Annotated in this window: 22 protein-coding genes; 7 read left to right on the plus strand and 15 right to left on the minus strand. The window is 70.5% G+C overall.

The genetic code is table 11. The features are described 5' to 3' along the window. Positions 1–32 precede the first annotated feature (32 nt). The 4 genes from ACFYY8_RS07425 to ACFYY8_RS07440 all read right to left on the minus strand — a co-directional run bounded on the left by ACFYY8_RS07425 (position 33) and on the right by ACFYY8_RS07440 (position 4,513). Positions 33–1,112: an SPFH domain-containing protein gene (locus tag ACFYY8_RS07425; RefSeq protein WP_390038160.1), complete on the minus strand. Its 1,080-nt coding sequence runs from the start codon at positions 1,110–1,112 to the stop codon at positions 33–35. Between the two features lie 191 nt (positions 1,113–1,303). Continuing rightward, positions 1,304–1,738: an NfeD family protein gene (locus ACFYY8_RS07430; RefSeq protein ID WP_390038162.1), complete on the minus strand. Its 435-nt coding sequence runs from the start codon at positions 1,736–1,738 to the stop codon at positions 1,304–1,306. A gap of 83 nt (positions 1,739–1,821) precedes the next feature. After that, on the minus strand, positions 1,822–2,544 hold the full coding sequence (locus ACFYY8_RS07435; protein WP_390038164.1) for a TetR/AcrR family transcriptional regulator C-terminal domain-containing protein: 723 nt from the start codon (positions 2,542–2,544) through the stop codon (positions 1,822–1,824). A gap of 52 nt (positions 2,545–2,596) precedes the next feature. Beyond that, positions 2,597–4,513, minus strand: a complete 1,917-nt coding sequence (locus tag ACFYY8_RS07440; protein WP_390038166.1) for an ATP-binding protein — start codon at positions 4,511–4,513, stop codon at positions 2,597–2,599. Between the two features lie 132 nt (positions 4,514–4,645). Here ACFYY8_RS07440 and ACFYY8_RS07445 point away from each other — a divergent pair, with 132 nt between their 5' ends. Continuing rightward, positions 4,646–6,262: an ABC-F family ATP-binding cassette domain-containing protein gene (locus tag ACFYY8_RS07445; RefSeq protein WP_390038168.1), complete on the plus strand. Its 1,617-nt coding sequence runs from the start codon at positions 4,646–4,648 to the stop codon at positions 6,260–6,262. 109 nt (positions 6,263–6,371) lie between these two features. Next, positions 6,372–6,680, plus strand: coding sequence for a hypothetical protein (locus ACFYY8_RS07450; RefSeq protein ID WP_390038170.1), 309 nt, complete (start codon positions 6,372–6,374; stop codon positions 6,678–6,680). 86 nt (positions 6,681–6,766) lie between these two features. Here the strand turns inward: ACFYY8_RS07450 and fahA are convergent, their stop codons facing one another. Genes fahA through ACFYY8_RS07465 form a run of 3 tightly spaced genes read right to left on the minus strand, consistent with a single transcriptional unit; the run spans position 6,767 to position 9,827 of the window. Further along, positions 6,767–7,903 (minus strand): fumarylacetoacetase, encoded by a 1,137-nt coding sequence (fahA, locus tag ACFYY8_RS07455; protein WP_390038172.1) that lies wholly within the window; start codon positions 7,901–7,903, stop codon positions 6,767–6,769. Then, entirely contained in the window at positions 7,903–8,661 is a 759-nt protein-coding gene (locus tag ACFYY8_RS07460; protein WP_390038174.1) for a hypothetical protein, read from the minus strand. The genes fahA and ACFYY8_RS07460 overlap by 1 nt, the downstream gene beginning before the upstream one ends. After that, entirely contained in the window at positions 8,658–9,827 is a 1,170-nt protein-coding gene (locus ACFYY8_RS07465; RefSeq protein ID WP_352014251.1) for a homogentisate 1,2-dioxygenase, read from the minus strand. Before ACFYY8_RS07465 ends, ACFYY8_RS07460 begins: the two co-directional genes overlap by 4 nt. 141 nt (positions 9,828–9,968) lie before the next feature. Here ACFYY8_RS07465 and ACFYY8_RS07470 point away from each other — a divergent pair, with 141 nt between their 5' ends. Then, positions 9,969–10,331: a VOC family protein gene (locus tag ACFYY8_RS07470; protein WP_390038176.1), complete on the plus strand. Its 363-nt coding sequence runs from the start codon at positions 9,969–9,971 to the stop codon at positions 10,329–10,331. On the opposite strand, the gene ACFYY8_RS07475 is transcribed toward ACFYY8_RS07470, so the two are convergent. Further along, entirely contained in the window at positions 10,308–11,651 is a 1,344-nt protein-coding gene (locus tag ACFYY8_RS07475; RefSeq protein ID WP_390038178.1) for an MFS transporter, read from the minus strand. The two genes, ACFYY8_RS07470 and ACFYY8_RS07475, sit on opposite strands and share 24 nt — an antisense overlap. Before the next feature lie 95 nt (positions 11,652–11,746). Here ACFYY8_RS07475 and ACFYY8_RS07480 point away from each other — a divergent pair, with 95 nt between their 5' ends. The 3 genes from ACFYY8_RS07480 to ACFYY8_RS07490 all read left to right on the plus strand — a co-directional run bounded on the left by ACFYY8_RS07480 (position 11,747) and on the right by ACFYY8_RS07490 (position 13,848). Beyond that, on the plus strand, positions 11,747–12,646 hold the full coding sequence (locus ACFYY8_RS07480) for a LysR family transcriptional regulator (RefSeq protein WP_390038180.1): 900 nt from the start codon (positions 11,747–11,749) through the stop codon (positions 12,644–12,646). After that, positions 12,643–13,095 (plus strand): MarR family winged helix-turn-helix transcriptional regulator, encoded by a 453-nt coding sequence (locus tag ACFYY8_RS07485; RefSeq protein WP_390038182.1) that lies wholly within the window; start codon positions 12,643–12,645, stop codon positions 13,093–13,095. Before ACFYY8_RS07480 ends, ACFYY8_RS07485 begins: the two co-directional genes overlap by 4 nt. A gap of 84 nt (positions 13,096–13,179) precedes the next feature. Then, positions 13,180–13,848, plus strand: a complete 669-nt coding sequence (locus ACFYY8_RS07490) for a DUF981 family protein (protein ID WP_390038184.1) — start codon at positions 13,180–13,182, stop codon at positions 13,846–13,848. 7 nt (positions 13,849–13,855) lie between these two features. Here ACFYY8_RS07490 and ACFYY8_RS07495 read toward each other — a convergent pair whose 3' ends face one another. After that, positions 13,856–14,488, minus strand: a complete 633-nt coding sequence (locus ACFYY8_RS07495) for an IclR family transcriptional regulator (RefSeq protein ID WP_390038186.1) — start codon at positions 14,486–14,488, stop codon at positions 13,856–13,858. A 232-nt stretch (positions 14,489–14,720) separates the two neighbouring features. Between ACFYY8_RS07495 and ACFYY8_RS07500 the strand changes: the two genes are divergently transcribed. Continuing rightward, positions 14,721–16,094, plus strand: a complete 1,374-nt coding sequence (locus ACFYY8_RS07500; RefSeq protein WP_390038188.1) for a hypothetical protein — start codon at positions 14,721–14,723, stop codon at positions 16,092–16,094. 97 nt (positions 16,095–16,191) lie between these two features. On the opposite strand, the gene ACFYY8_RS07505 is transcribed toward ACFYY8_RS07500, so the two are convergent. The 6 genes from ACFYY8_RS07505 to secD form a co-directional block, all read right to left on the minus strand. After that, positions 16,192–16,605 carry a nuclear transport factor 2 family protein gene (locus ACFYY8_RS07505; RefSeq protein ID WP_390038190.1) on the minus strand — a complete coding sequence of 138 codons (414 nt, stop codon included), beginning with the start codon at positions 16,603–16,605 and terminating at the stop codon, positions 16,192–16,194. Further along, positions 16,602–18,122 (minus strand): hypothetical protein, encoded by a 1,521-nt coding sequence (locus ACFYY8_RS07510; RefSeq protein ID WP_390038192.1) that lies wholly within the window; start codon positions 18,120–18,122, stop codon positions 16,602–16,604. The genes ACFYY8_RS07505 and ACFYY8_RS07510 overlap by 4 nt, the downstream gene beginning before the upstream one ends. Further along, a complete protein-coding gene (locus ACFYY8_RS07515) occupies positions 18,119–19,183 on the minus strand; it encodes a cupin domain-containing protein (RefSeq protein ID WP_390038194.1) in 1,065 nt (354 codons plus the stop codon). Before ACFYY8_RS07515 ends, ACFYY8_RS07510 begins: the two co-directional genes overlap by 4 nt. Next, complete coding sequence (locus ACFYY8_RS07520) at positions 19,180–20,295, minus strand: aminotransferase class I/II-fold pyridoxal phosphate-dependent enzyme (protein WP_390038196.1); 1,116 nt, start codon at positions 20,293–20,295, stop codon at positions 19,180–19,182. The genes ACFYY8_RS07515 and ACFYY8_RS07520 overlap by 4 nt, the downstream gene beginning before the upstream one ends. Positions 20,296–20,891: 596 nt before the next feature. Next, positions 20,892–21,092, minus strand: a complete 201-nt coding sequence (locus ACFYY8_RS07525; RefSeq protein WP_390038198.1) for an EF-hand domain-containing protein — start codon at positions 21,090–21,092, stop codon at positions 20,892–20,894. Between the two features lie 124 nt (positions 21,093–21,216). Then, positions 21,217–23,484, minus strand: coding sequence for a protein translocase subunit SecD (gene secD / locus ACFYY8_RS07530; protein ID WP_390038200.1), 2,268 nt, complete (start codon positions 23,482–23,484; stop codon positions 21,217–21,219). Between the last annotated feature and the right edge of the window lie 136 nt (positions 23,485–23,620).

Consider the following 23,620-nt stretch of genomic DNA (forward strand, 5'->3'; position numbering starts at 1 on the left):
TTCCTCCGCGCCCGAGGGGATCTTCCAGGGATCTAGCGTTCGGCTCTGTCCCGGTTCCTCGTCTCCAGGGGGTCGGGCATCGGAGGCACACCGGGGCCGATCTGGCGGGGGCCGATGTCGCTCTCCGCGGCCTCGGCGACCGCATCCGCGGCGGCCTGCTCGGCCTGGGCGGTCTCCCGCTCGGTCGCCTCCCTGGCGGCCTCGTCGATCGCGGGGATCTCCCTGGTCGCGCTCGACCGGGGCAGCGACTCGGTGAAGGCCTTCGACACGCCCTGGAGCGCGGAGGTGACCTCGCTGGGAATCACCCAGAACGTGTTGCCCTGGCCCTTGGCCAGCTCGGGCAGTACCTGGAGGTACTGGTAGGCCAGCAGCTTGGGGTCGGGGTCGTTGCGGTGGACGGCCTGGAAGACCTCGTCGATCGCCTGGGACTGGCCCTGGGCCTTGAGGATCGCGGCGCTGCGCTCACCCTCGGCGCGCAGGATCGCGCTCTGCTTGTCACCCTCGGCGGTGAGGATCTGGGACTGGCGCTGTCCCTCGGCGGTGAGGATCGCGGCGCGCTTGTCCCGTTCGGCGCGCATCTGCTTCTCCATCGCCTCCTTGATGGTCTTGGGCGGGTCGATCGCCTTGATCTCGACCCGGTTCACCCTGATGCCCCACTTGCCGGTCGCCTCGTCCAGCACACCGCGCAACTGGCTGTTGATCGTGTCGCGGGAGGTGAGCGTCATCTCCAGGTCGAGTGAGCCGACGACGTTGCGCAGGGTGGTGACCGTGAGCTGTTCGACGGCCTGGATGTAGTCGGCGATCTCGTAGGCCGCCGCCCTCGGGTCGGTGACCTGGAAGTACAGAACCGTGTCGATCTCGACGACGAGGTTGTCCTCGGTGATCACCGGCTGCGGGCGGAAGGAGACCACCTGCTCGCGCAGGTCGATCATCGGGTAGACACGGTCGATGTAGGGGATCACGAAGTTCAGGCCGGGCTTGAGCGTGGTCTGGTAGCGGCCGAGCCGCTCCACGTTGCGTGCCCGGGACTGAGGGACGATGCGCACCGCGCGCAGCACCGTGAACACGGCGAACAGCACGACGAGCAGTCCGGCGATCAGCAGTGGGTCCATGTGGTCACCTGTCGTCTACAAGTTGGAGGTCTCGTCCTTCAGGGCGGGAAGGGAAGCCGGAACGGCAAGGTATGCCGTTGTCGCGCGGGGAGGCTCGCTGCTGGGTGGGCCTGAGAACCGTGAACCTCAATGTGACCTCCTCCTCGTTGAGTGGTCGCTGTTGGAATCCCCCGCTTCGGGCGGGGAGGATGTCAGTCCCGGGGATAGACGAGCGCTGTCGCACCCTCGATCTCGATGACGTCGACGACGGCTCCCGCCGGGATCACCAGCGTCTCGTCGTACGCTCTCGCGGACCATTCCTCGCCGCCGATCCTGACCCGGCCGTCCCTGCCGGTCACCTCGCTCAGGGCGTAGGCGGACTTGCCGACGAGGGCCTGGACGCCGAACCGTCTGTCGGCGGGCGGCGGCATGAGGTGGCGTCTGGCGATGGGCCGTACCACGACCATTCCCATCACCATGGCGGCCGCGAACACCAGGAACTGAAGGGGAAGCGGCAGGCCGAGGGCGGCGGTGACGGAGGTGATCAGCGCGGCGCCGCCGAGAAGACCGAGGGCGGTGGTCAGCGTGAAGATCTCAGCGACGCCGAGCACTACCGCGAGAATTAACCAAATGACCCAGTAATCCATCTCCGGCCCTCCTTAATAATGAACGGCTCGGATGTCCAGGAGGTTCCCTTCCCTACGGTATGCCGATATTTGAAACCCGGTAGTCATTCCGCGGGGGTGTTTCGCCGCGTTTCGATGCCGTCGAGCAGACAGTCGAGTCCGATGGTGAAGGCCGTGTCCCAGTCTTTGCCGATCGGCGGGCCGTACTCGGCGAGGGTGGGGTAGCGCTCACGATGCGTCCGCAGGTGTTCCTCGGCCGCCTCCCGCGCCGCCCTCTCGTCGCGCGCCAGCCAGGTGGCCTGCATCAGCGCCGAGCCGATGACGTAGTTGGACAGGCCGTACGCCGCGGCGGACAGGTGTGGTTCGGTGAAGCCCGCGGCGACCAGCGCGGCGTGCAGGAACTCGGCGCGGTCCAGGACGTTCGGCCCCATGAGGGGGCGGCCGAGCAGGGCCGCCGACCAGGGATGGCGCAGCAGCGCGGCACGCCACCCGCCGATCAGGGCCGTGACGTCCGCGCGCCACCGGTCCGCCCCGCCGCCCGAGGGCAGCCCGACGTCGCCGAAGATCGCGTCGAGGGCGAGGTCGAGCACGTCGTCCTTGGTCTTGACGTGCCAGTACAGCGTGGTCGAGCCGGTGCCGAGGCGCTCGGCGAGCCGCCGCATGGTCAGCCGCTCCGCCCCCTCCTCGTCCAGCAGCGCGACCGCCTCGGCCACGATGCGCTCCCTGCTGAGCGGAGGAGCCTCCCTCCTGGTCCGTGCGGGCCGGAACCACACCTCGCCGGCCCCCTGCCGAGCCGTACGGGATGCCCTCACCTCGTCGTCGTCCACACGACCGAGTCTAGTGTCGACGGTCCGGCTGCTAGATCGTTGGTCCAGTCCCTTACGGAGCCGCCTGTCCGTGCACCCGCCGGAGGTATTCCATCGCGTGTTCCGCGGCTGGATCGTGGTTCAGCCGTTCACGGTAGAAGTGGAGCCGAGCCTCGCAGTCGTCGATGATCTCGCTCCAGGTGCGCGCCCAGATGCGGACACCGCCTCCCCACTCGGCGATGCAGCCCGGCGGCCGGTCCGGGGCGCTGGCGTCCCGTCTGACGATGTCCGTCATCTCTGTCGAGACGACCCAGAAGTCCCATGAGACACGGGCGTCGCGGAACTGGGGGTCGCTGACGATCGCCTCGGCGTAACTCTTGATCTGGGCGACCTCGCTCTGCCCGATCTTGACTCTGGGGGCCTTGAGCTCGACCACGAGGTGTTCCCGTCCCGTGCTGCCACGGTGCGCGCGTCCGAGCAGGAGATCGACGATGCCCGTCCTGCCGTCCTCGCGGCGGACAGGTGTCGACCCGCCGACCTCCGAGCCACGGCCCAGTTCCTCAAGGTGGCGTGTCAGTACGGCGTCCAGGCTCTGGTCGCTGACCATCAGCGCGTAGGCATCGCCGAAGATCCAGGTCTCACGCTCCAGGATCCTGTGCAACTCGCTCCGCTCTCTGACGGTCCGGCTGATTTCCGGCTCGAAGACCAGCTTCTTCAGCGCGGCCAGGAAGTCGAGTCGGTCGCTTACCTGCCCGGTCGCCTTGATCACCTCGGAGAGGCTCGTCCGCTGGAGGATTCGCCGGAGCTCCTCCTGTTCCGACTGGGGCAGCCGGAACAGTTCGTCCAGCACCGGATAGAGCCCGCTCGGGTCACGGGCGATGATCTCCCGGAGAAGTCGCAGAGTGGTTCTCTTGCTCTGCGTCGCGCCGGGCAGGCGCCGGGAGATCCTGGTGGCCACCTCGTCGAACATCTCGCGTTCGACCGCCTGGGCCGGTTCCGCGGGCTCCTCCGCGTACGGATAGACCCCCTCGGACTTCCACTCGTGGATGAGCCTGGCGCGGCGTTCCTGCTCACGCCTTTTGACGTGCGCGCGCAGGCTCTCCCGCGCGAGCGCGAGAAGAGGGCCGATCTCGTCCATCTCCGCCAGCGGCAGATCGCCCCGGCGCTCGACGAAGCCGTCCCACAGCAAATACGCCGTGAAGTGGTAGCCGGGTGCCTGGATGCCGGGAGAGAGCTCGTCCAGGACGACCCCGCTGGCGTCGCAGAGGGCGAGCACCCGCCCGACGTCCTTGGGCCATTCGATGACACGCAGTACCGGTGCGGGGTGGACGTCCTCCGACCAGGGCACCGTGTATTCGGCCGTGTCCGTCCACACCATGGCCGGATCGAGGAGCGTGCCCTGGTAGACGATCCGCACGTCGGGGTTGGCCGCGAGGAAAGGGGCGAAGGTCGAGGCCAGTTGCTGGGCGGTGTCCTCGTGGGTGAGACGGGTGACGAAATCGGCGGGAACCGACGCCTCAACCCGCGTCCCGCACGACCCCTCGACGGTCTCCGGCTCGGAGATCTCGAAGTCGGCGGGCCGGTCGACCGCTCCGCTGATCACCGTTCGCTCGGTCCGACCGTCCACCGCTTTCGCGACGCTGATCCAGCGGACCTGCTCACCGAGCGCGAACGCACGGAGCCTGCCCTGCCCGCTGTGTCCGTGCAGCCCGCGCTTCAGTTCGGGGGAGACCTTGGCGGTGGTCTTCCAGGACCCGCCCAGGCCGCCGAAGTAGTTCGCACAGGAGGCGTTCGGCATGCCGTGACCGTTGTCGGTGACGCGGACCGACTCCACGCCGTTCAGCTCGTTGAGCTCAAGATCGATGCTGACGAGGCTCGCCTCCGCGTCCAGCGCGTTCCAGACCATCTCCGCGACCGCGCCGATCGGGTCCCTTTGCTTGGCCAGGCGCAACAGATGGTCGGGCTTGGCCTCGATGTGAACCGTACGCACACGGTCACTATCCCAGACAGCGTGTGAGACCAGGCGAAAGATCACCGAGCCGGAAGAGTCTAGTATGGTGATCGACCACTGGATCAACGGTCTAGTGACTCGATCGCTGGTCCGGTGAGGAGAGGAGGGGTCGTGGGGCATGTCGAGGTCGAGCGGGTGGGGTATCGGTTGCCGGATGGGCGGGTGTTGCTCGACGAGGTGTCCTTCCGGGTCGGTGAGGGGGTCAAGGCCGGGCTCGTCGGCCCCAACGGGGCGGGGAAGACCACGCTGCTGAAGCTGGTCGCCGGTGATCTGCGGCCCGACTCCGGGCGGGTGGTCCACTCGGGCGGCCTGGGGGTGATGCGGCAGTTCATCGGTGGGGTGGGGGACGACAGGACGGTGCGCGATCTCCTGCTGTCCGTCGCCCCCGACCCGATCCGTACGGCCGTCGCCACCCTGCGGGACGCCGAGGCCGTACTGGCCGCGCGGGACGACGAGCCGGCCCAGCTCGGCTACGCGCAGGCGCTCGCCGACTACGGCGACGCGGGCGGCTACGACATGGAGGTCGTCTGGGACACCTGCGCGACGGAGGCCGTCGGCGTGCCGTACGAGGAGCTTCGCGACCGGCCGGTGAACACCCTGTCGGGCGGCGAGCAGAAACGGCTCGTCCTTGAGGCGCTGCTGCGCGGTCCCGACCAGGTTCTCCTGCTCGACGAGCCGGACAACTACCTGGACGTCCCGGCCAAGCAGTGGCTGGAACGGCGTCTGCTGGAGACCGCCAAGACCGTCCTGCTCGTCTCGCACGACCGGCGGTTGCTGGCCACCGTCACCGACCGCGTCGTCACCGTCGAGTCGCGCCGGGTCTGGGTGCACGGCGGCGGGTTCGCCACCTACGCCCAGGGGCGTTCCGACCGGGTCGAGCGGCTCGACGAACTGCGCCGCCGCTGGGACGAGGAACACGCCAGGCTCAGGCACACCGTGCACACCCTGCGGCAGGGCGCGACCGCCAACGACGCGCTCGCCTCCGCCTACCGGGCCGCCCGCACCCGGCTCGTCAAGTTCGAGGAGGCGGGGCCACCGGAGGCGGCGCCCAGGGAGCAGAACATCCGGATGAGGCTGCGGGGCGGACGCACCGGAAAACGGGCGGTCCTGTGCGAGAACCTCGAACTGACCGGCCTGATGCGGTCCTTCGACACCGAGATCTGGTACGGCGAGCGCGTGGCCGTCCTGGGTTCGAACGGCTCGGGCAAGTCCCACTTCCTCAGGCTCCTGGCCCAGGCCGCGGACGGGGCGACCCCCTCCGTGCGCCACACGGGGACGGTGCGGCTGGGGGCGCGGGTCGTCCCCGGGCATTTCACCCAGACCGACGTCCGTCCCGACCTCCACGGCCGTACGCCCGCGGAACTGATCACCACCGGGCACGCGCTGACCCTGAACGAGGCCATGGCCGCCCTCGCCCGCTACGAACTGGCCCCGGCGGGTGCCAGGCCGTTCGAGACGCTGTCCGGCGGACAGCAGGCCAGGCTGCAGATCCTGCTGCTCGAACTGTCCGGGGCGACCCTGCTGCTGCTCGACGAGCCGACCGACAACCTCGACCTGGCCAGTGCCGAGGCGCTCCAGAAGGGGCTCGACGCCTTCGACGGGACCGTGCTGGCCGTCACCCACGACCGCTGGTTCGCCGACGACTTCGACCGTTACCTGGTCTTCGGCGCCGACGGGCGGGTCCGTGAGTCGGCGGAGCCGGTGTGGGACGAGGGGCGGGTCCGCTGAACCCGGCCCCTCGGACGGCTCGGCCGGTCCTCGGGAGGTGGAGGCTCCTGGTTTCTCGACCCCCCTTCAATTACTCTTTGTGATCAGCCAACAACAAGGAGTGATCAGCTTGCGACGTGCAATGTCCACTACTCTGGGCGCTCTTGCCGCCTGCGCCACACTCGTCCTGGCCACCCCAGGCCTGGCCTCCGCCGCGTCCGGAACCTTCGAGTACACCTCCGCCGGACTCCCCAACTCCTTGCTCACGCCGAAGGACAACCTCTGCTACGGCGTCGGTTACTCCGCCGGGGCCACCAACAAGACCAACCGTGACGCGCTGCTGTACGAGGGAAACAGCTGCCACGGCAGGGTCATCAAGGAACTCTCCCCGGGAAGCTCGACGGACACCCGGTTCGAGAGCGTGAAGTTCGTACACTGACCCGCCTGACGCCCGTGCCGCGCTCGTCGGAGCCGGTGGGGGACGAGGGACGGGTCCGCTGACCCGTCCCTCGAATCAGGAGGGACTCAACGCGCGGGCAGGACGGTGCCGGAGACCTCGCCGAGGGTGATCACGGTGCCGTCGGGGCCGGGGGCCGTCGCGGTGATCGTGACCGTGTCGCCGTCCTCGAGGAAGGTCTTCGACGAGCCGTCGGGCAGCTTGAGCGGCTCCGTGCCGTTCCAGGTCAGCTCGATCAGCGATCCCCGCTGGTCGGGGTCGGCACCGGAGACCGTGCCGCTGGCGTACAGGTCGCCGGTGCGTAGGCTCGCGCCGTTGACCGTCATGTGGGCGAGCATCTGGTCGGGCGTCCAGTACATCCCCCGGTACGGCGGCCGCGAGACGACCTCCCCGTTCAGCGCGACCTCCAGCGTCAGGTCCAGCCCCCACGGCTCGTCCCGGCGCAGATAGTCAAGCGGCTCGGGATCCTGCGTGACACCGGGGACACGCGCCTCGGACAGCGCGTCCAGCGGCGTGATCCACGGGGAGACCGAGGTGGCGAAGGACTTGCCGAGGAAGGGGCCCAGCGGGACGTACTCCCAGCCCTGGATGTCCCTGGCGCTCCAGTCGTTGACCAGCGTCACCCCGAAGACGTGGTCGGCGAACCGGCCCGCCCGCTCGCCGAGGGCGGTCGGCGTGCCGACGACGAACCCCAGCTCCGCCTCGATGTCCAGCTTCGCCGACGGCCCGAACACCCCCGCGCCGCGCTGTCCCGACGGCCTGACGACCGGGGTGCCGGAGACGACGACGGTTCCCGCCCTGCCGTGGTAGCCGACGGGCAGGTGGCGCCAGTTCGGCTTCAGCGGCTCGTCGTTCGGCCGGAATATCCGGCCCAGGTTGGAGGCGTGGTCGAGCGAGCAGTAGAAGTCGACGTAGTCGGCCACCTCGAACGGCAGGTGCAGCCTGACCTGGTCGAGCGGGACCAGGTGCGCCTCGACGGCGCCGGAGTCGGTGCGCAGCTTGTTCTGGAGCACCGTCCTGGTGTCCCGCCACGCGGCCGAGCCCCTGGCCATGAAGGCGTTGAGCGAGCCGGTGGCGAACACCTCGTCGTGCAGGACTCCGGCGAGGTCCACGACGTGCTCGCCGTAGCGCACCCCGACGCGTGGGGGCTCCCCCTCGTGCCGGGAGAAGACCCCGTAGGGCAGGTGTTCGACACCCCAGGACATCACACGTTCTCCTCTACTGTTGCCGCGTTCTCGATGAGCCCCAAGGCTCGCAGGTCCTCGATCGGCGTGCTGGTGCTGCACGAACCGTAGGAGACCAGCAGCCGCCTGGCGCGGGTCGCGACCTCCCCGGAGACCTCGCGGGCCAGCCGTACCAGCTCGCCCACGTCCGTCGAGCCCAGCACGGTGACCGGGTCGCGGCCGTCGACGGCGGCGCAGACCGCCAGGACCAGGTTGAGGAAGCCGTGCCGGTCGACGCCGAGCGCCGGGTCGAAGTGGCGCACCGCGTTGTGCAGCCCGGCCGTCGCCTTGAACGGGATGTCGCGTTCGACGCAGTGGGAGATGAACGCGCCCAGGTCCTGGGCGGAGGGGAAGGCGGTGGCGACCGTCCCGCCGCACCTGACCTTGAGCCCCGCCCCAGGGGGCGGGGCGAAGGGCAGCCGGGCCGGGGCGACCTCGACGAACAGCCGGGCCTTGAGGTCACCGAGGTCCACGACCCGTCCGGGGACCTCGACCAGCTCGACGTCGAGATCGTCGAGCGGCGGCAGTTCGGGGGTGTCCAGGACGAGACCGAGCCTGATCGGGTGGTCCAGGTGCTCGCGCAGCTCGCCGATCCGGCTGGCCGCGCACAGGAAACGGTGGGTCAGCACCGGGCTGCCCGCCGCGAGGTCCGCGCGGTGCCTGGCCAGGGCCCTGGCCATGGGCAGCGCGGTCGGCGGGAAGAGCCCGGCGTCGTCGACCAGGGCGTCGAAGAGCGTCATCGGGCCCACGTCCAGGCGTAGGCGGGGTCCTCGACGGACAGGCCGGTCGAGCCGAGGTCGAGGGGCCGGAAGGTGTCGACCATCACGGCCAGTTCGCTCGTCTGCGTGTGGCCCTGCCGTACGGCCTCGACGGAGGCCTCGACGGCGCCCGGCTGGGGGCCGTGGGTGAACCCGGCGGGGTGCAGCGAGATCGAGCCGACGTCGATGCCCGAGCCCTTGCGCGCGGTGTAGTCGCCACCCGCGTAGAACATCAGCTCGTCGGAGTCCACGTTGTGGTGGTTGTAGGGGATCGGGATGGCCTCGGGGTGGAAGTCGAGGGGCCGGGGGCAGAACGAGCAGACCACGAAGTTCGGTCCCTCGAAGGTCTGGTGCACCGGCGGCGGGGCGTGGGTGCGCTTCACGACGGGTTCGAAGTCGCTGATGTTGAAGGCGTAGGGGTACAGGCAGCCGTCCCAGCCGACCACGTCGAAGGGGTGGTTACGGTAGACCAGCCGGGTCAGTCCGCCGCGCGTGCGGACCAGCACCGGGACCTCCTCGCCCTCGGCGAGCATCGGCTCCTGCGGGGTGCGCAGGTCGCGCTCGGAGTAGGGGGCGTGTTCGAGGAACTGGCCGTACTTCGACAGGTAGCGCTTGGGCGGCCTGATGTGCCCGGCGGCCTCGATGACGAAGGCCGTGACGCGTCCCTGGGGGACCCAGCGGTGGATCGTCCCGGTCGGCACGACGACGTAGTCGCCCTCCCCGGCTTCGAGCGCGCCGTAGGTGGACTCGAACGTGACCCGTCCCGAGGCGATGTAGACGCACTCGTCGCCCATGGAGTTGCGGTACAGCTCGCTGGGGGCCTCGGTCGCGGCGTACGACATGCGGACGTCGGCGTTGCCCGCCAGCAGGCCGCGTCCGGAGACCAGGTCACCGCCGGTCGGGAGGTCCTGGGTGCGGAAGTGCCTGGGGGAGAGCGGAAGGTTGGGGGTGAGCGTGGCGGAGGGGGACGCCTCGACCGCCTCCGCCTTGATGATCGCCGTGGGCAGGTACCGGTGGTAGAGGAGTGAGGAGTCGCTGGAGAAGCCCTCCTCACCCATCAGCTCCTCGGCGTACAGCCCGCCGTCGGGCCGCCGGAACTGCACGTGTCGCTTGCGGGGAATCTCACCCACGACGCGGTAGTACGGCATCCGCTTCTCCAAGCTCGTCCGTTTATCGGACATTGTTGTCCTTTATACGTACAACCTTCCGTCAACGAGTGAGCCGATGTCAAACATGGACTCCTGTGTCGGGGTGAAGTATCTTGATGTCGAGATAATTAGGGGGTTGTGGTGATTCATCATGTGCAGCTCGCCTGTCCTCCCGGGAGCGAGCAACTGTCACGGGACTTCTACGAGGGGGTGCTCGGCCTGACCGAGATCCCCAAGCCTCCCCTTCTCGCGGCCCGTGGCGGATGCTGGTTCAGGGGGCACGGCATCGAACTCCACCTGGGCGTCGAGGCCGACTTCCGCCCGGCCCGCAAGGCGCACCCCGGCCTCATGGTCGAGGATCTCGACCACTGGGCCCGGCGTCTGGGCGAGGCCGGTTACCCGGTCGACTTCGCCGACGACTTCCCGGGGATGCGCCGCTTCCACAGCGTCGACCCGCACGGCAACCGCCTGGAGTTCCTCTCACCTGAGGGAGGGCGTCCGTGAACGCCCGAGGGTGAGCGCGGCGACCGCGCAGAGCAGGGCGGGCACCAGGAGGGCGCGGGCCGTGCCGCCGGGGGCCGGGGTGAGCAGGGCGCCCATCACGACCACACCGAGGGTGGCGCCGACCTGCCTGGCCGCGTTGAGCAGGCCGCCCGCGGTGCCTGCCATACCGGTGGGGGCCGCCGCGACGACCGTGGTGACCAGCGCGGGCAGCGCGAACGAGACCCCGAAACCGGTGCAGAGCAGACCCGCGACCAGGAGCGGGTAGGCCGACCCGGTCGTGACCGCGACCGCGAAGATCACACCGCCCGCGGTCAGCAGGGCCAGGCCGGCGGTCACCGGCCCACGCGGCCCCGACCTGGCGACGATCCTGCCGGTGACCAGGGGGTTGACGGCGAACGGCAGCGTCATCGGCAGGAAGGCCACTCCGGTTTCGAGGGGGGACAGCTCCAGGATCCGCTGGAAGAGGAGCGGCAGCACGAACAACACCCCGGCCATCGTGAAGTTGACCGCCGCACCGGCCAGCAGCGCGGGCGTCATACCGGGGGCCCGCAGTACGGCGGGCGCCAGGACCGGCTCGGTGCCGCGCCGCTCAAGCGCCGCGAAGGCCACCCCGGCGGCGACGGCGGCGGCACCGGACCCCAGCGCGTGGGCCGGCTCGCCCGAACCGAGCGCGATGAGCGCGTCGGTACCCAGCCCGAGGGCCACGCAGACCGCGAGCTGGGCGGGCCAGCCGATCCCGCGGTCACCACGCGGGCAGCGCACCGCGCGCCCCGCCGTCATCGCCAGTACGGCCGCCGCCAGCGGGACGTTGATCAGGAACACGGCCCGCCAGCCGGACAGGCCGACCAGCAGCCCCCCGGCGATCGGTCCGGCGGCCAGCGCGGCCCCGCTGACGGCCGCCCACACCGACAGGGCCCTGGCGCGTTCCGCGGGAACCGGGTAGAGCGTGCTGACCATCGCCATTGAGGCGGGCACGCAGGCCGCCGCCGCGGCGCCGAGCAGCGCCCGCGCCGCCACCAGCGTCCACAGGTCGGGTGACAGCGCGCTCAGCAGCGAGCCGGTCCCGAAGAAGGCGACGCCCACCCGGAAGACCCGGTGCGCGCCGAACCTGTCGCTGATCGCCCCCGCGGACAGCAACAGGGCGCCGAACACGACGGTGTAGCCGGACACGGCCCACTGCAGGCCCGCGACCGAGCCGCCGAGCGAGCGTGCCAGATCAGGTTCGGCCACCGAGAGCACGGTCATGTCGAGCAGGACCGTGAAGTAGCCGAGGGAGATGCCGAACAACGCCAGGGAACGCCTGGTGGAACCGATGGTCATGCGGATCACTGTCGTGGGCCGGGCCGTACGGCTCCACCGGAGAGAACGCAGGCTCCGTTCGGAATATCCGAACGCTCCGCGGGGGTTCGCCGGACATGGAGCTTCGCCAGTTACAGGTCTTCGAGGCGGTCGCCAGGCACGGGACCGTCACCGACGCCGCCAACGCGCTCGGCAACGCGCCCTCCTCCGTCTCGGCGCAGATCCGCGTGCTGGAGAGGTCCCTGGGAGTGGCGTTGTTCGAACGCGGCCCCAGGGGAATGGGCCTGACCCCGGCCGGTGAGCGCATGCGGTCGTGGGCGCGGCGGCTCCTCGACCAGGCCGAACAGGCCAGGCTCGACGTCGCCGGAGGCAGGCGGGAGCTGCGTCTGGGCGCGCTGGAGACCATCGCCGCGACCCACGTGCCCGCGATCCTCACCCGGCTGGCCGTACGACGCCCCGAACTGCGGGTCGAGGTGCGCTCCGACGCCGCCAGGGACCGGCTGCTGGCCGACGTCGCCGAGGGCGACCTGGACGCGGCGCTGCTGCTGGACGCGGGGGAGGGGCTCGGCGGGCTCGGCTTCGGCCTGCCGTCGGCGCCGCTCGACTTCCTCGACCTGGAGACCGTACGGCTCGTGCTCGTCGCCGCCCCGGACCACCCGCTCTCCGGCAGACGGGAGGTGACCAGGCGGGACCTGTGCGGCCAGGACCTGCTGGTCAACGTGCCCGCCTGCTCGTTCTGGCTGGCCGGGGAGCGCCTGTTCGGGCAGGACATGCGCCGGGTCAGGGCGGGCGGGGTCTCCGTCATGCGCGCCTGGGCCGAACGCGGTCTCGGCGTCACCCTGCTGCCCGACTTCGCGGTCTCCGCCCAGCTCGACGAGGGCACCCTCGTACGGCTCGCCGTCGAAACCACCCCGCTCGCGCTGCGGCTGGTCTGGCGCGCCGACCGGGAGGACGTCCCCGGCCTGCGCGAGGTCCTGTACGCCGTGGCGGACCCAGGCCGTAGGTTGGGCGGGTGAGCACGTGGAGCGCGGAGCGGCGGATCTCCGCGGCGACCGGTTACCTGCTCCTGCGCCTGGGCGGCCTCGTCCGCGACCGGGTCGAGGACGAACTGCGGCGGTGGCGGATAACGGGCAAGGAACTGCGGGTGATGAGCCTCGCCCACGACCGGGAGGCGTCACAGCGCGACCTGTGCGAACTGTCCGGCCTCGACCGCACGACGATGGTCGCGGTGGTCGACAAGCTGGAGCGGCTCGGCTACGCCCGGCGGGCCCGCAGCGCGGCCGACCGGCGCAAACAGCTCGTCCTGCTGACCGAGGAGGGCAGACGGGCCGTCGAGGAGGCCGTGACGCGGATGACCGAGGTCGAGGCCGACTTCCTCTCGCCCCTCGACCCGGCCGAACGCGAGCTGCTCAACGAGATGATCGCCCGGCTCTACACGGTCCACGGCACCTCGCGCGATTACTGACCGTTTTGGTGTGACTACATAGGGAAATGATTCCTTATGTGGATATCGGGGGCGGCCCCTGGACTGAAGATCGACTGGGCCAGGATGCCCACGTACAACACGATCATGGCGGTCGCGGCGGGCGTGGGGCTGATCCTGGTGGTCGCACTCGGGCACAAGGTGCTGCGCGGCAGGATCAACGACCACTTCGAGGGCTGGGCCCTGGCCTTCGGGGTGCTCGGCCTGATCCTCACGACGACCGGCCTGCACATGACGCTCACCTGGCCGCTCGCCGGGCAGGGTTTCCCCTTCGACAACATCGTCTTCGGGGAGCCCTCACTGGCCTTCGGGGTGCTGCTGTTGTTCGCGGCCTTCTACCTGTGGCGCAAAGGCGTGCTGCTGGCCGCCGCGCTGGACCGCCCCGCCCTGCTCGCCCGTACGGCGGGCCCCGTCTCACTGTTCGTCGCGGGCATGGGGCTCGGATGCTTCGGCATCGCGGCGGCCGGATGGGCCTACACCCTGTTCGCCGCCCCACCCCAGGAGCCCATCTCCGGAGCCTTCGCCGACATGCCGCTGCTTGAGGCGACGTTCATCTCCGGCCTCTACGTCCTGGTCGGCCTGGGCGCGGTGCTCTTCCCGCTGGCGCTGCGGGCCAAGGGGGGAAGGCTCACGACCGTCGTCGGGGTGTGCTGGGGGGTGGCCGGAATCGCCTTCACCCTGTTCGGGGCGCTGAACTACTTCACCCACATCGGCCTGATCGTCAACACCATGTAGGCCGGGGTCAGGCCAGGGACCGGGACAGTTCGACGGCCGACGCGGCCACCCGGGGGCCGACGACGTCGGGGTCCAGCGGGGTGAAGGAGACCACGCCGACCGACGCCTCAAGCCACGGCAGCCCGGGCACGGGCGCCGCGATGCCCCTGGCCCCCTCCTGGAGGTGCCCCTCGGTGACCACGTGGCCCGTACGGCCTTCGCGCAGGGCGAGCACGGCCAGTCCGGCGGCCCCCTTGGACAGCGGGTGACGCGACCCCTCGCGGTAGGCGACGTGCATGTCCGTCCACGACGGTTCGACCACCGCGACGGCCAGCCCGTCCTCCCCCTCGGCGACCGTGAGGTGCGCGGTCGCCCCCACCTCCTCGGCGAGCCGCCGCAGGGCGGGCAGGGCGCCTTCACGCAGCAACGGCTGTACGGCCCTGGCCAGGACGAGGACGCCGAAGCCCAGATGGAGACGGCCCTCACCGTCCCGCCTGACGAACCCCTCGCTCTGCAGGGTGGTGAGCAGACGGTAGACCGTCGGGCGGCTCAGCCCCAGCTCCGCGGCCAGTTCGGTCGGGGTCCGGCCGGGCCTGCCGTCGGAGAGCAGGCGCAGCAGGCGCAGGCCGCGCTCCAGGGTCTGCGAGGACTCCGCGGGCATCAGGGCGTCCACAGGGCTGGGAACATGCCCCGATTATCCGTGGTGTCCCAATGTGGCGCCCGCGCGGCCTCCGCCGTACGGGACCGTCGTTATGGCTTTTCGGTATGGCCAAGCTGAGCTGACTGGGATATGGCGGGCTTCTGGCTATTTCCTGACTAAGCCTGTTGAGGGGTCGGAGATCTGTATAGGGTGCGAAACGATCGTTTTGACTGGATCACTGGGAGTTCGGGACATGCGAATCAACCTGCGACGGACTCTTGCCGTCGGCGCGGCCGTCGCGGTCATCGGAGCGCTGGCGCCGGCTGCGGCGGCCTTCTCACAGGACGACGATCGCAGCTGCAACGATCTGATGGGTGACGACGCCCCCGCCTTCATCGTGTGCCGCTGGCTGGCGAAGCCGGACGAGGCATACGACATCGTGAAGTTCTGGGGCGCGAACGACAACGCCAACCTCAAGGCCGCCACCCCCACCGACGGTCAGTTCATCGACTGCTCCGCCCCGGGAAGCTCCTGCCCTCAGCTTGAGGGCGACGGCACCGTGGGCGACGAGAACACCCCGCTCCCCGAGGGCGCGGACGCCGACGGCTCGCCCGAGTGCGAGGCGGGCCAGGAGTGCGCGGTCGGCGGGTACCAGGAGGGCGGCGACGGCACGGAGAGCGCGCCCGAGCAGAGCAGCGGCCTCAAGCCCACCGGCCAGGCGAACACCGCCCAGAACGCCACGACCCAGACCGCCCAGCAGGCGGCCGCCACGGTCCCGACCCAGCAGGAGGTCACCGCCGCCGCGCAGGGCCCCGTGGGCCAGGTGATCACCACCGCCAAGGGCACCGGCCTGCGCGTCTGGATCGACACCGAGCTGGCCGACGACTGGAAGGCGGGGGCGCAGAACTTCTCCGCCGCCGTCAAGCGGGTCGCCGCCCTGGCCGCCCGTCCCGAGGTCGCCGGAATCCGGTTCAGCTCCCAGCTCGGCTACAACTCGACCTTCAAGACCGACGACGAGGTGCTGGCCTTCGTCACTGCCGCCTCCGCCGCGCTGCGCCAGGCCGCGCCGGGCAAGCGTCTCGGCGTCCACACGGTCGTCCCCGAGCTGGCCTGCGGTGGGAACGAGGCCTGCAAGACCGAGATGCGCAAGCGTTACCCGCTGCTGGCCCCCGAGCGGGTCGAGTCGCACCTGATCTCCGGCCGGGTCGACCAGCTCTCCCTCGACAACGGCCTGACCTACGGCGGCTACACCGCCTGGAAGATCACCCCGGAGCAGGCCCAGGCCAACCAGTGGATCCAGGTCCGCGCCCGCGCCTGGGACGCCCTGGGCCAGGTCGCCGCCGAGGAGACCGGCCTGGTCGGCCAGGTCACCGGGGAGCAGATCGCGGCCAGGGTCTCCAAGCCCGTCCTGGACGGCTCCGCCCAGCAGGTGAACATCTGGACCCGGGTCCAGGACGCCAAGGGCACCGTCACCCGGCTGACCGCCTGGGACGAGTTGAAGAAGCTCGCCCCGATCCAGCGCCGCATGGCCGCCGTCTACACCCCGGCGACCCCCGAGGTGGACACGGCGACCGACCTCAAGAAGATCGCCGAAACCTTCAGCCAGGTCTACCTGACGATCGCCTGACCTCAGGCCGAACGCCGAAACCCCAGCCCACGACCCGAACCGTGGGACTGGGGTTTCGTGTTTCCGCCGAATCGGGGAGCGCCCCCGGCCCGGTCGGTCAGAAGACCGGGCGCCAGGAGCTGCCCGCGCCCTTCTCCGCCTCGAAGGCGGGTCTGGCCATCACCGTGTCGTAGATGATGTGCAGCGCCGTGACGCGCCCGTCGTCGGCCAGTTCGAGGACGTCGACGCACTCGAAGTTCGCAGGCTGCCCCGAGGGCAGGGTCCAGTCGAAGCGGAACCAGATGGTCACCAACGGGGCTCCGGTGACGGTCCTGCCCTGTGTCGTGCCGAGCAGCAGCAGTTTGGCGCGGCCCGTGTCGGCGAACAGCGCGGGGTAGAACTCCGCCGCGGGCATGGGGCCGTACAGGGGGGAGTGGACGATCCCTCCCTCCTGGTACAGGCCGAGCACGGCGTCGAGGTCGCCGCGTTCGAGCCCGTCAAGGTAGGCGTGGGCGAGTTCTTCCGGGGTCACGGTCTTTCACCTTCTCTGAGATCGTCGTTGTTCGGGGTCGTGAGACGTTCGAGGATGTCGAGGTCGAGCTCCATGGCGCTGGTTCCCGGCGGCAGGTCCATGGCGCCGACCGTGTCGGGACTCAACTGCCCGGCGTGGCCGAGCACGGTGGGACCCGCGAGCAGCGCGACACAGCGTCCGGGCAGCCACGGCGGGGGGCCTCCCTCCCGGGTGGTCAGTCGTACGCCGCCCCCTGAGGCGCCCGCGACCGTGCGGGCCGCGTCGACCAGCTCCGCCCAGCGGGGTTCTCCCGCCAGCGCGGCCGCCAGGTGGTACGGCTGCGCGGGGACGAGGTCCCGTAGCGCCCGGAGGTCGGTCTCGCCGGGCCGGGTCCCGGTGGGCACGCGGGGCGCCCGAGCCATGAGGACCGGGCAGGTGAAGACCGTGCCCTGCTCGAACAGGCCGAGGTTCGTGCGGCCGCGTGCGATGTCCCGGCGCAACGCGTCCAGCAGGCCGGGCAGCAGCGTGGTGCGCAGCTCGGGTTCGCCGGCGTCGAGCGGGTTGACGAGCGTGAGGGCGCGTCTGCGCGGGTCGTCGGCGGCCAGGCCGAGGGCGTCCCAGGCGGCGGTTCCGACGAAGGGGGAGGTCACGGTCTCGACGTATCCGGCCGAGGCCAGCGCCCTCCCGGCCGCCCGCCTGACGGTCCCGGGGCAGGACGGACCGGGCGGCTCCTCGGGCAGCGGCGTCTCACCGAGGGCGCGGATGTCGTCGAGGCCGTGTTTGAGCATCAACGTCCGCTCCACACCCACGCCGAAGGCGAATCCGCCGTACTCGGCCGGGTCGACACCGCAGGTGGCCAGCACCCTGGGGTGGACCATCCCGCAGCCGCCCCACTCGACCCACCCCGCCCCCGAGCAGGTACGGCACGCCCGTTCGGGAACGCCGCGGCAGACGGCGCACACCACGTCGATCTCGGCGGACGGCTCGGTGTAGGCGAACCAGTGGGGCCGCAGCCTGGTCACCACGCCCTGGCCGAACACCGCCGCCGCGAAGTGGTCGAGCGTGCCCGCCAGGTCGGCCATGGTCAGGCCGCGGTCCACGACCAGCCCCTCGACCTGGGTGAAGACCGGGCTGTGGGTGGCGTCGAGCGGGTCGGGGCGGAAGACACGCCCGGTGCAGATCATCCGGATCGGCGGAGAGGAGGAGAGCATCCGCCTGATCTGCACCGGGGAGGTGTGTCCCCGCAGCACCAGGCCACAGCCGCGTCCGTTGTCCGACGGGTCGGCGACGTAGAAGGTGTGGTCCCGGTCGCGGGCGAAGTGGCCCCTGTCCATGTTGAGGGCGTCGAAGGCGAACCACTCGGCCTCGACCTCGGGCCCGTCGGCGACCCGGTAGCCCAGGTCGGTGAAGACGTCCACGATCCGTTCGGACATCACGGTCACCGGATGTCGGGCGCCGGGCGGGGCGCAGGAGACGTACGGCGGGGCCGTACCGGTGTGGGGGGCGGGAACACGCCCCCCGGTCGCGGCTCTCATCATCCGTCCTTCAGGGTCCAGGCGGCGATGCGCTCGTGGACCAGGTCCATCTGGTCCCACGCCCGCCTGCAGGTCTCGGCGAGCGCGGGGAAGGCCGAGGGGGGAAGGGCCGTCAGGTGAGCCCTGCCGACGTTCCTGTGGTCGTCGTCCGCCTGGGCGTGCAGGGCGAAGTAGCCGCCCGCCTCCTCCTGGAAGATCTCCGAGGTGGTGAGACCGAACAGGTGGCCGCTCGACTCGACGACCATGTGCACGAGCACGATCCGCTGGGCCTCGTCCATCTGGTACATCTGGGCGACGAACCAGCTTCCCGCCGCCTCAAGGATCGGGTCGTAGACGTCGGTGTCCGCGTCGTACTGTTCGAGCAGCAGGCGGTCGTGACCGAGCTCCTCGCGCAGGTGCTCGCCGTACTCCGCGCGCAGAGGCTCCTCGGAGCAGGTGGCCTGGCGGGCGTGGAGCATTCGCTGGAAGTAGGTCGCCCACACGTAGAGAGCGGCCAGGAAACGCGCACGAAGCACGGGTTCCTTGGTCAGCCTGCCGCTGTCGAACAGGGTGAACAGCGCGTTGCCCCGGTGGCGCAGGAGCAGCGTCTCGTTCAGGCGTTCAAGCTCGGCCAGCGCCTCCCCGGAGCCGCCGAAGCTCGCTCTCGGCGTGTGCCCGTCCTCGTAGAGACCGGCCCCCTCGAACTGCACGGACAGACCGTGGAACTCCTCACCGGGACGGGTGCGGAACCCGTGGTCGCTCTCCGGAGGCACACACACGACGTCCCCCTCGGACAGTTCGCGTTCGTCGGAGCCGAGCAGCAGCACCGAGCCGCTGCAGACCAGGATCATGGACTTGGTCGGATGCCGGTGCACGGCCAGGCTCTCCCCGTCGCGTAGCCGTACCCAGGCGAAGGACGGTCTGCCCGCCTCGGGCAGGAAAGCGGCCAGGGCGTCGTTGCGGCGGAAGTCGCGTTGCTGGCCGAGCTGGTGGATGTCGCCGTCGACCCTGACCGAGGTGATGGCGCGGATGTCGTGGCGGGCGACGGTCGTCACGGACAGCGCCGTGGTCGTCTCGGTGCTCATGCCTGGAGTCCTCTCCCCCGGATCGCGGCGATCCCGCCGCGTGCCATGCGGAACGTCGTTTTCCTCACGCCGACCGAGGGCTCCTGCGCCGTACCGGCGGTCCCCTTGAGTACGGCGAGCAGCCGGGTGTTGTCCATGGGCCGTCCCACGGAGACGCGCACGTGCCCCGGCCAGCCCATCGGCTCGGGCAGCGTGTCGAAGCCCGCCCGCCAGAGTTCGTCGGCGAGGGCGTGTTCCCCCTCGACCGTGACGAAGCCCGCCTCGGCGAAGACGCGCCCGACTCCCGGGCATCCGGTGAGCCCGGCCGCCAGCCGGTCGCGCTCCCCGGTGAACGCCGCGATCCGTTCGCGCAGTCGCGTGGGCCGCGACAGCTCGGCGACGGCCCGCGCCGCCACCGGCCCCGGCAGGGCGTACGGCAGCCGCGTCTTGCGCAGCGCCGTGAGCAGGTCGGGGTGGGCGAACACGGCGCCGAGACGCAGAGCCGCGAGGCCGAGCGCCTTGGACATCGACCGTACGACCACGAGGTTGGGATGCTCGGGGATCAGGTGCCGGTACGACACACGGCCCGAGCACTCGACGTAGGCCTCGTCGATCACGACCAGGCCGTGGAAGGACCCAAGGAGCGCCAGGACGTCCCGCCGGTCCAGGCAGGTGCCGGTCGGGTTGCCCGGGTCGCACAGGATGACGCCCTTGACCGGGAGCGAGGCGAGCCGCCCGACGTCGAGCCGGTCGAGCCGCTCTCCCCGTAACGGGACGGGCAGGCGGGCGATCCGGTAGACCGTGGCCAGTTCGTCGAAGAGCGCGAAACTGGGCGGGGTCACGGCGACCGCGTCCGAGGCGGGTTCGAAGAACGTCCTGAAGACCAGGTCGAGGCCGTCGGCCGCGCCTCGTGTGATCAGGACGCTTTCCGGCCCCCACCGCCATCTGGGGCGGGTGAGGCCGTCGGGCACGGGCTCGACGGCGTCGAGCGCGCGGGTGTAGGCGGCGACCAGGTCGTCGTTCCCGTTGTCGGGATAGTGGCGGTGCGGTCCGCCGAAGGGATTCTCGTTGTCTCTCAGATTGACCAGGTCGTGGCGTTCCCGGCGGGGCGCCGTGGGGAACGTCGGTCGCATCGACCGGATCACTTCACGTGCGAGACCTCCGGCCATGTCTCACCTCCTGCGGAGAAAGCCGGATGGAGGACCCTGGAGACCGATCGGTCGTATGCCTGGGAATCTCCGGCTGGCTCCGCGCTGTCGCGGTGAGTCGGCGGGAGGTCGGCGAGGGGACGACCGATCCGCTGCGCAGGATTGGGGTCAGCTCACGCTGGAAAGCTGAACCGGGTGTGCGTGTGGGAGTCTTTCGTGGTGCGTACGGCGCTCGGAAAAGGCGTTCAGGGGGGCGTTTCCGGGGGCACGGTGCTCATGGGCCGTGTCGTGCGCGGGGGGACGGTGTGACCGTGTGATGCATTGAACCTCACCTCATCGCTACATTATGAAGCTCATTGGCTACTTTAAGTTATTAGGTCGTGAATGGAGAGTCAATAGCCCGCAAGGGCAGGAGCGAATGCTTTGCCATATCGCCGATCCACCACCGAATTTCATCTATTCAGGCGGTGTATTGGTGGATAAATCCACTTGAAGTGGTAAATGTCCGGCGACTATGACGGAAGGTCGGGCGGGGGGCCGTCACGGCCCCCACGGCCCTAAACGAGGAGAAACGGGGGAAATCAGCCGAGATATCCGGCGAATTCCTCCAGGGAGATGAGGCCGTCGCCGTCCCGGTCGATTCTGGCCACGGCATCGGCCGCCCCCTGAGGGGTGAGCGGCTGACCGAGCACCTCCATCAGCCGTGCGAGCTCGGGCGCCGAGATGAGGCCGTCGCCGTCCACATCGATGATCCTGAACGTCGTCGCGTAGTCTTCCGCCACGGTGTGTCTGCCTTCCAGAGGTCGGGGGGAACCGGATCCCCAGCACATTAGCGGCCCGTCCCCTCCCCGAGGAGGGGCCCGCCGAACCTCGGCACGGGCCCCGCCCCGGGCGTCCTGAGAAGGCTCAGAGGACCGCTCCCGACCCCTCCCTCGCACGGCTCCGCGTGGTCTTGGGGCGCGGCGGCGCCGCCTTGCCGCGCCGTTCGAACTCGATCGCCAGCGGCGCCGCGACCAGCGCGGAGGACAGCGTGCCGACGACGATGCCGATCAGCAGCGCGACCGCGAAGTCGGTCAGCGAGTCACCCCCGAGCACGGCCAGCGCCCCGAGGATGAACAGCGCGCCGAGACCCGTGTTCACCGTACGGGGCACGGTCTGCAGGATGGCGTTGTTGACCACCTCGGCGAACGGCGTCTTGCGCCGCGCCCCCCACAGTTCGCGGACCCGGTCGAAGACCACGACCTTGTCGTTGACCGAGTACCCGATCACCGTGAGCATCGAGGCTAGGAACACCCCGTCGATCGGCTTGCCCAGCCAGGCGAACGCGCCGATCACGGCCGCCGCGTCCACGACCAGGGCGAGCACCGTGGCCAGACCGAACGTCCAGCGGAACCGGAAGGCCAGATAGGCCAGCTGCGCGGCGAGCGCGACACCGAGCGCGATCATGGCGTTCCTGCGCAGCTCCTCGCCCAGGCTGGGGCCGATGAGCTCGTCACGCTGCTTGGTGACCGTACCGCCCCCGCCTTCCAGCGCCGTCTCGATGCGCGCCTGCTCGGCCTCGCCGATCCGGCCGGTCCGCACCGAGACACCCTCGTCCGAGGACTGCACGACCGCGTTCGGGAACCCGGCCTGGGAGACCAGTTCGCGGGCGGCGTCGGCGCTCAGCGGCTTGGTCGTTGAGTACTCCATCAGCCTGCCGCCGGTGAACTCGACGCCGAAGTCCAGCCCCCTGACCGTGATCCCGCCGATCGCCGCGACCATCAGCGCCGCGGTGACCAGGAAGTACGGCATCCGCCTGCGCATCAGGGCGGGCTGACGTTCGGTCAGCCACCTGCGGACCCGGCCGACGTCCGCCAGGCCGGTCAGCTTGGGCCGCCTGGCGACCGGGGGCAGGTTCACCGCCCACTGGGCCAGCACCCGGGTGACGACCATCGCGGTGAACAGCGAGGCCACGACACCGATGACCAGCGTGACACCGAAGCCCCGCACCGGCCCCGAGGCCAGGAAGAACAGCAGGCCGGCGGCCAGCAACGTCGTGATGTTGGAGTCGGCGACCGCGCTCCACGCGTTGCGGAAGCCCTTGTCGAGCGCGGGCCGCAGCCGGGGCTTGGCGGCGTACTCCTCCCTGGCGCGCTCGAAGACCAGCACGTTCGCGTCGACGGCCATGCCGATCGCGAGCACGAAACCCGCCAGACCGGGCAGGGTGAGCGTGGCGCCGAGCGCGACCAGCGCGGCGTAGGAGATCAACGCGTAGCAGAGCAGGGCGATGGTGGCGATCGCCCCCGCCAGGCGGTAGGTCACCACGATGAACAGCGCGGTGAGCAGCACGCCGATGACGGCGGCCTGGGCGCTGGCCAGGATGGCCGCGGCGCCGAGCGTCGGGCCGACGGTCCGCTGTTCGACGATCTCGACGGGCACGGGCAGCGAGCCGCCCTTGATCAGCGCGGCCAGGTCCTGCGCCTCCTCGACGCCGAAGGAGCCGGTGATCTGCGTCGAACCGCCCGTCAGCCCGACCCGGCAGCCGACGCCCTCGTTGACCTGGGGGGAGATGAGGACCTTGTCGTCGAGCACGATGGCGACCCTGCGCTTGGGGTCGCCGGGGGCGTTGCAGGCGGCCTCGCCGGTCAGCTTCGCCCACTCCTCGCCGCCCTTGTCGCGGAAGTCCAGCGTGACGAACCAGCCGCCGCCGCTCTGCGGGTCCGTCCCCGCCTCGGCGCCGCTGACGCCGTCCCCGGTGAGCCTGGCGGGGCCGACGAGCAGCTTGGCGCCGTCCTCGTCGGGGATGACGAGCTGGCCCTTGCCGGGAGTCGTCTTCTCGTCCGCCACGCCCTCGACGGCGTGGAAGGTCAGCTGCGCGGTCTTGCCGATGACCTCGGCGGCCCTGGCCGGGTCCTGCACACCGGGCAGCTCGACGATGATGCGCCGCTCGCCGGAACGCGACAGCGGGGCGTCCGCGACACCGAGCGCGTCGGCCCTGCGCCGCAGCACCTCAAGGGTGCGGTCGGTGGCCTCGGCGTCGGCCTTGGCGGTCGGGGAGTCCCTGGTCTCCAGCACGATCTGGGTACCGCCGCGCAGGTCGAGACCGAGGCGTGGCGTCATGGTGAACGCCACGAAGAGTGAGATGGCGATGACGGCGAGCGCCGTCACCGCGCGCACCACGGGGGCACGCGACATGGAAGCCTCCACAGGCTTGGAAGAAGTCCTTGGGTACGGCCCGCGGGTGTGCCGGAGCGCCACAGAGGTGCCACAGAGACGCTGCTGAGACGCCATCGCGGCGCCGTCAGGGTCCGCTGAGAGGCACTGCCGGGGC

The organism is Streptosporangium sp. NPDC001559, assembly GCF_042893955.1.
GTDB lineage: Bacteria > Actinomycetota > Actinomycetes > Streptosporangiales > Streptosporangiaceae > Streptosporangium.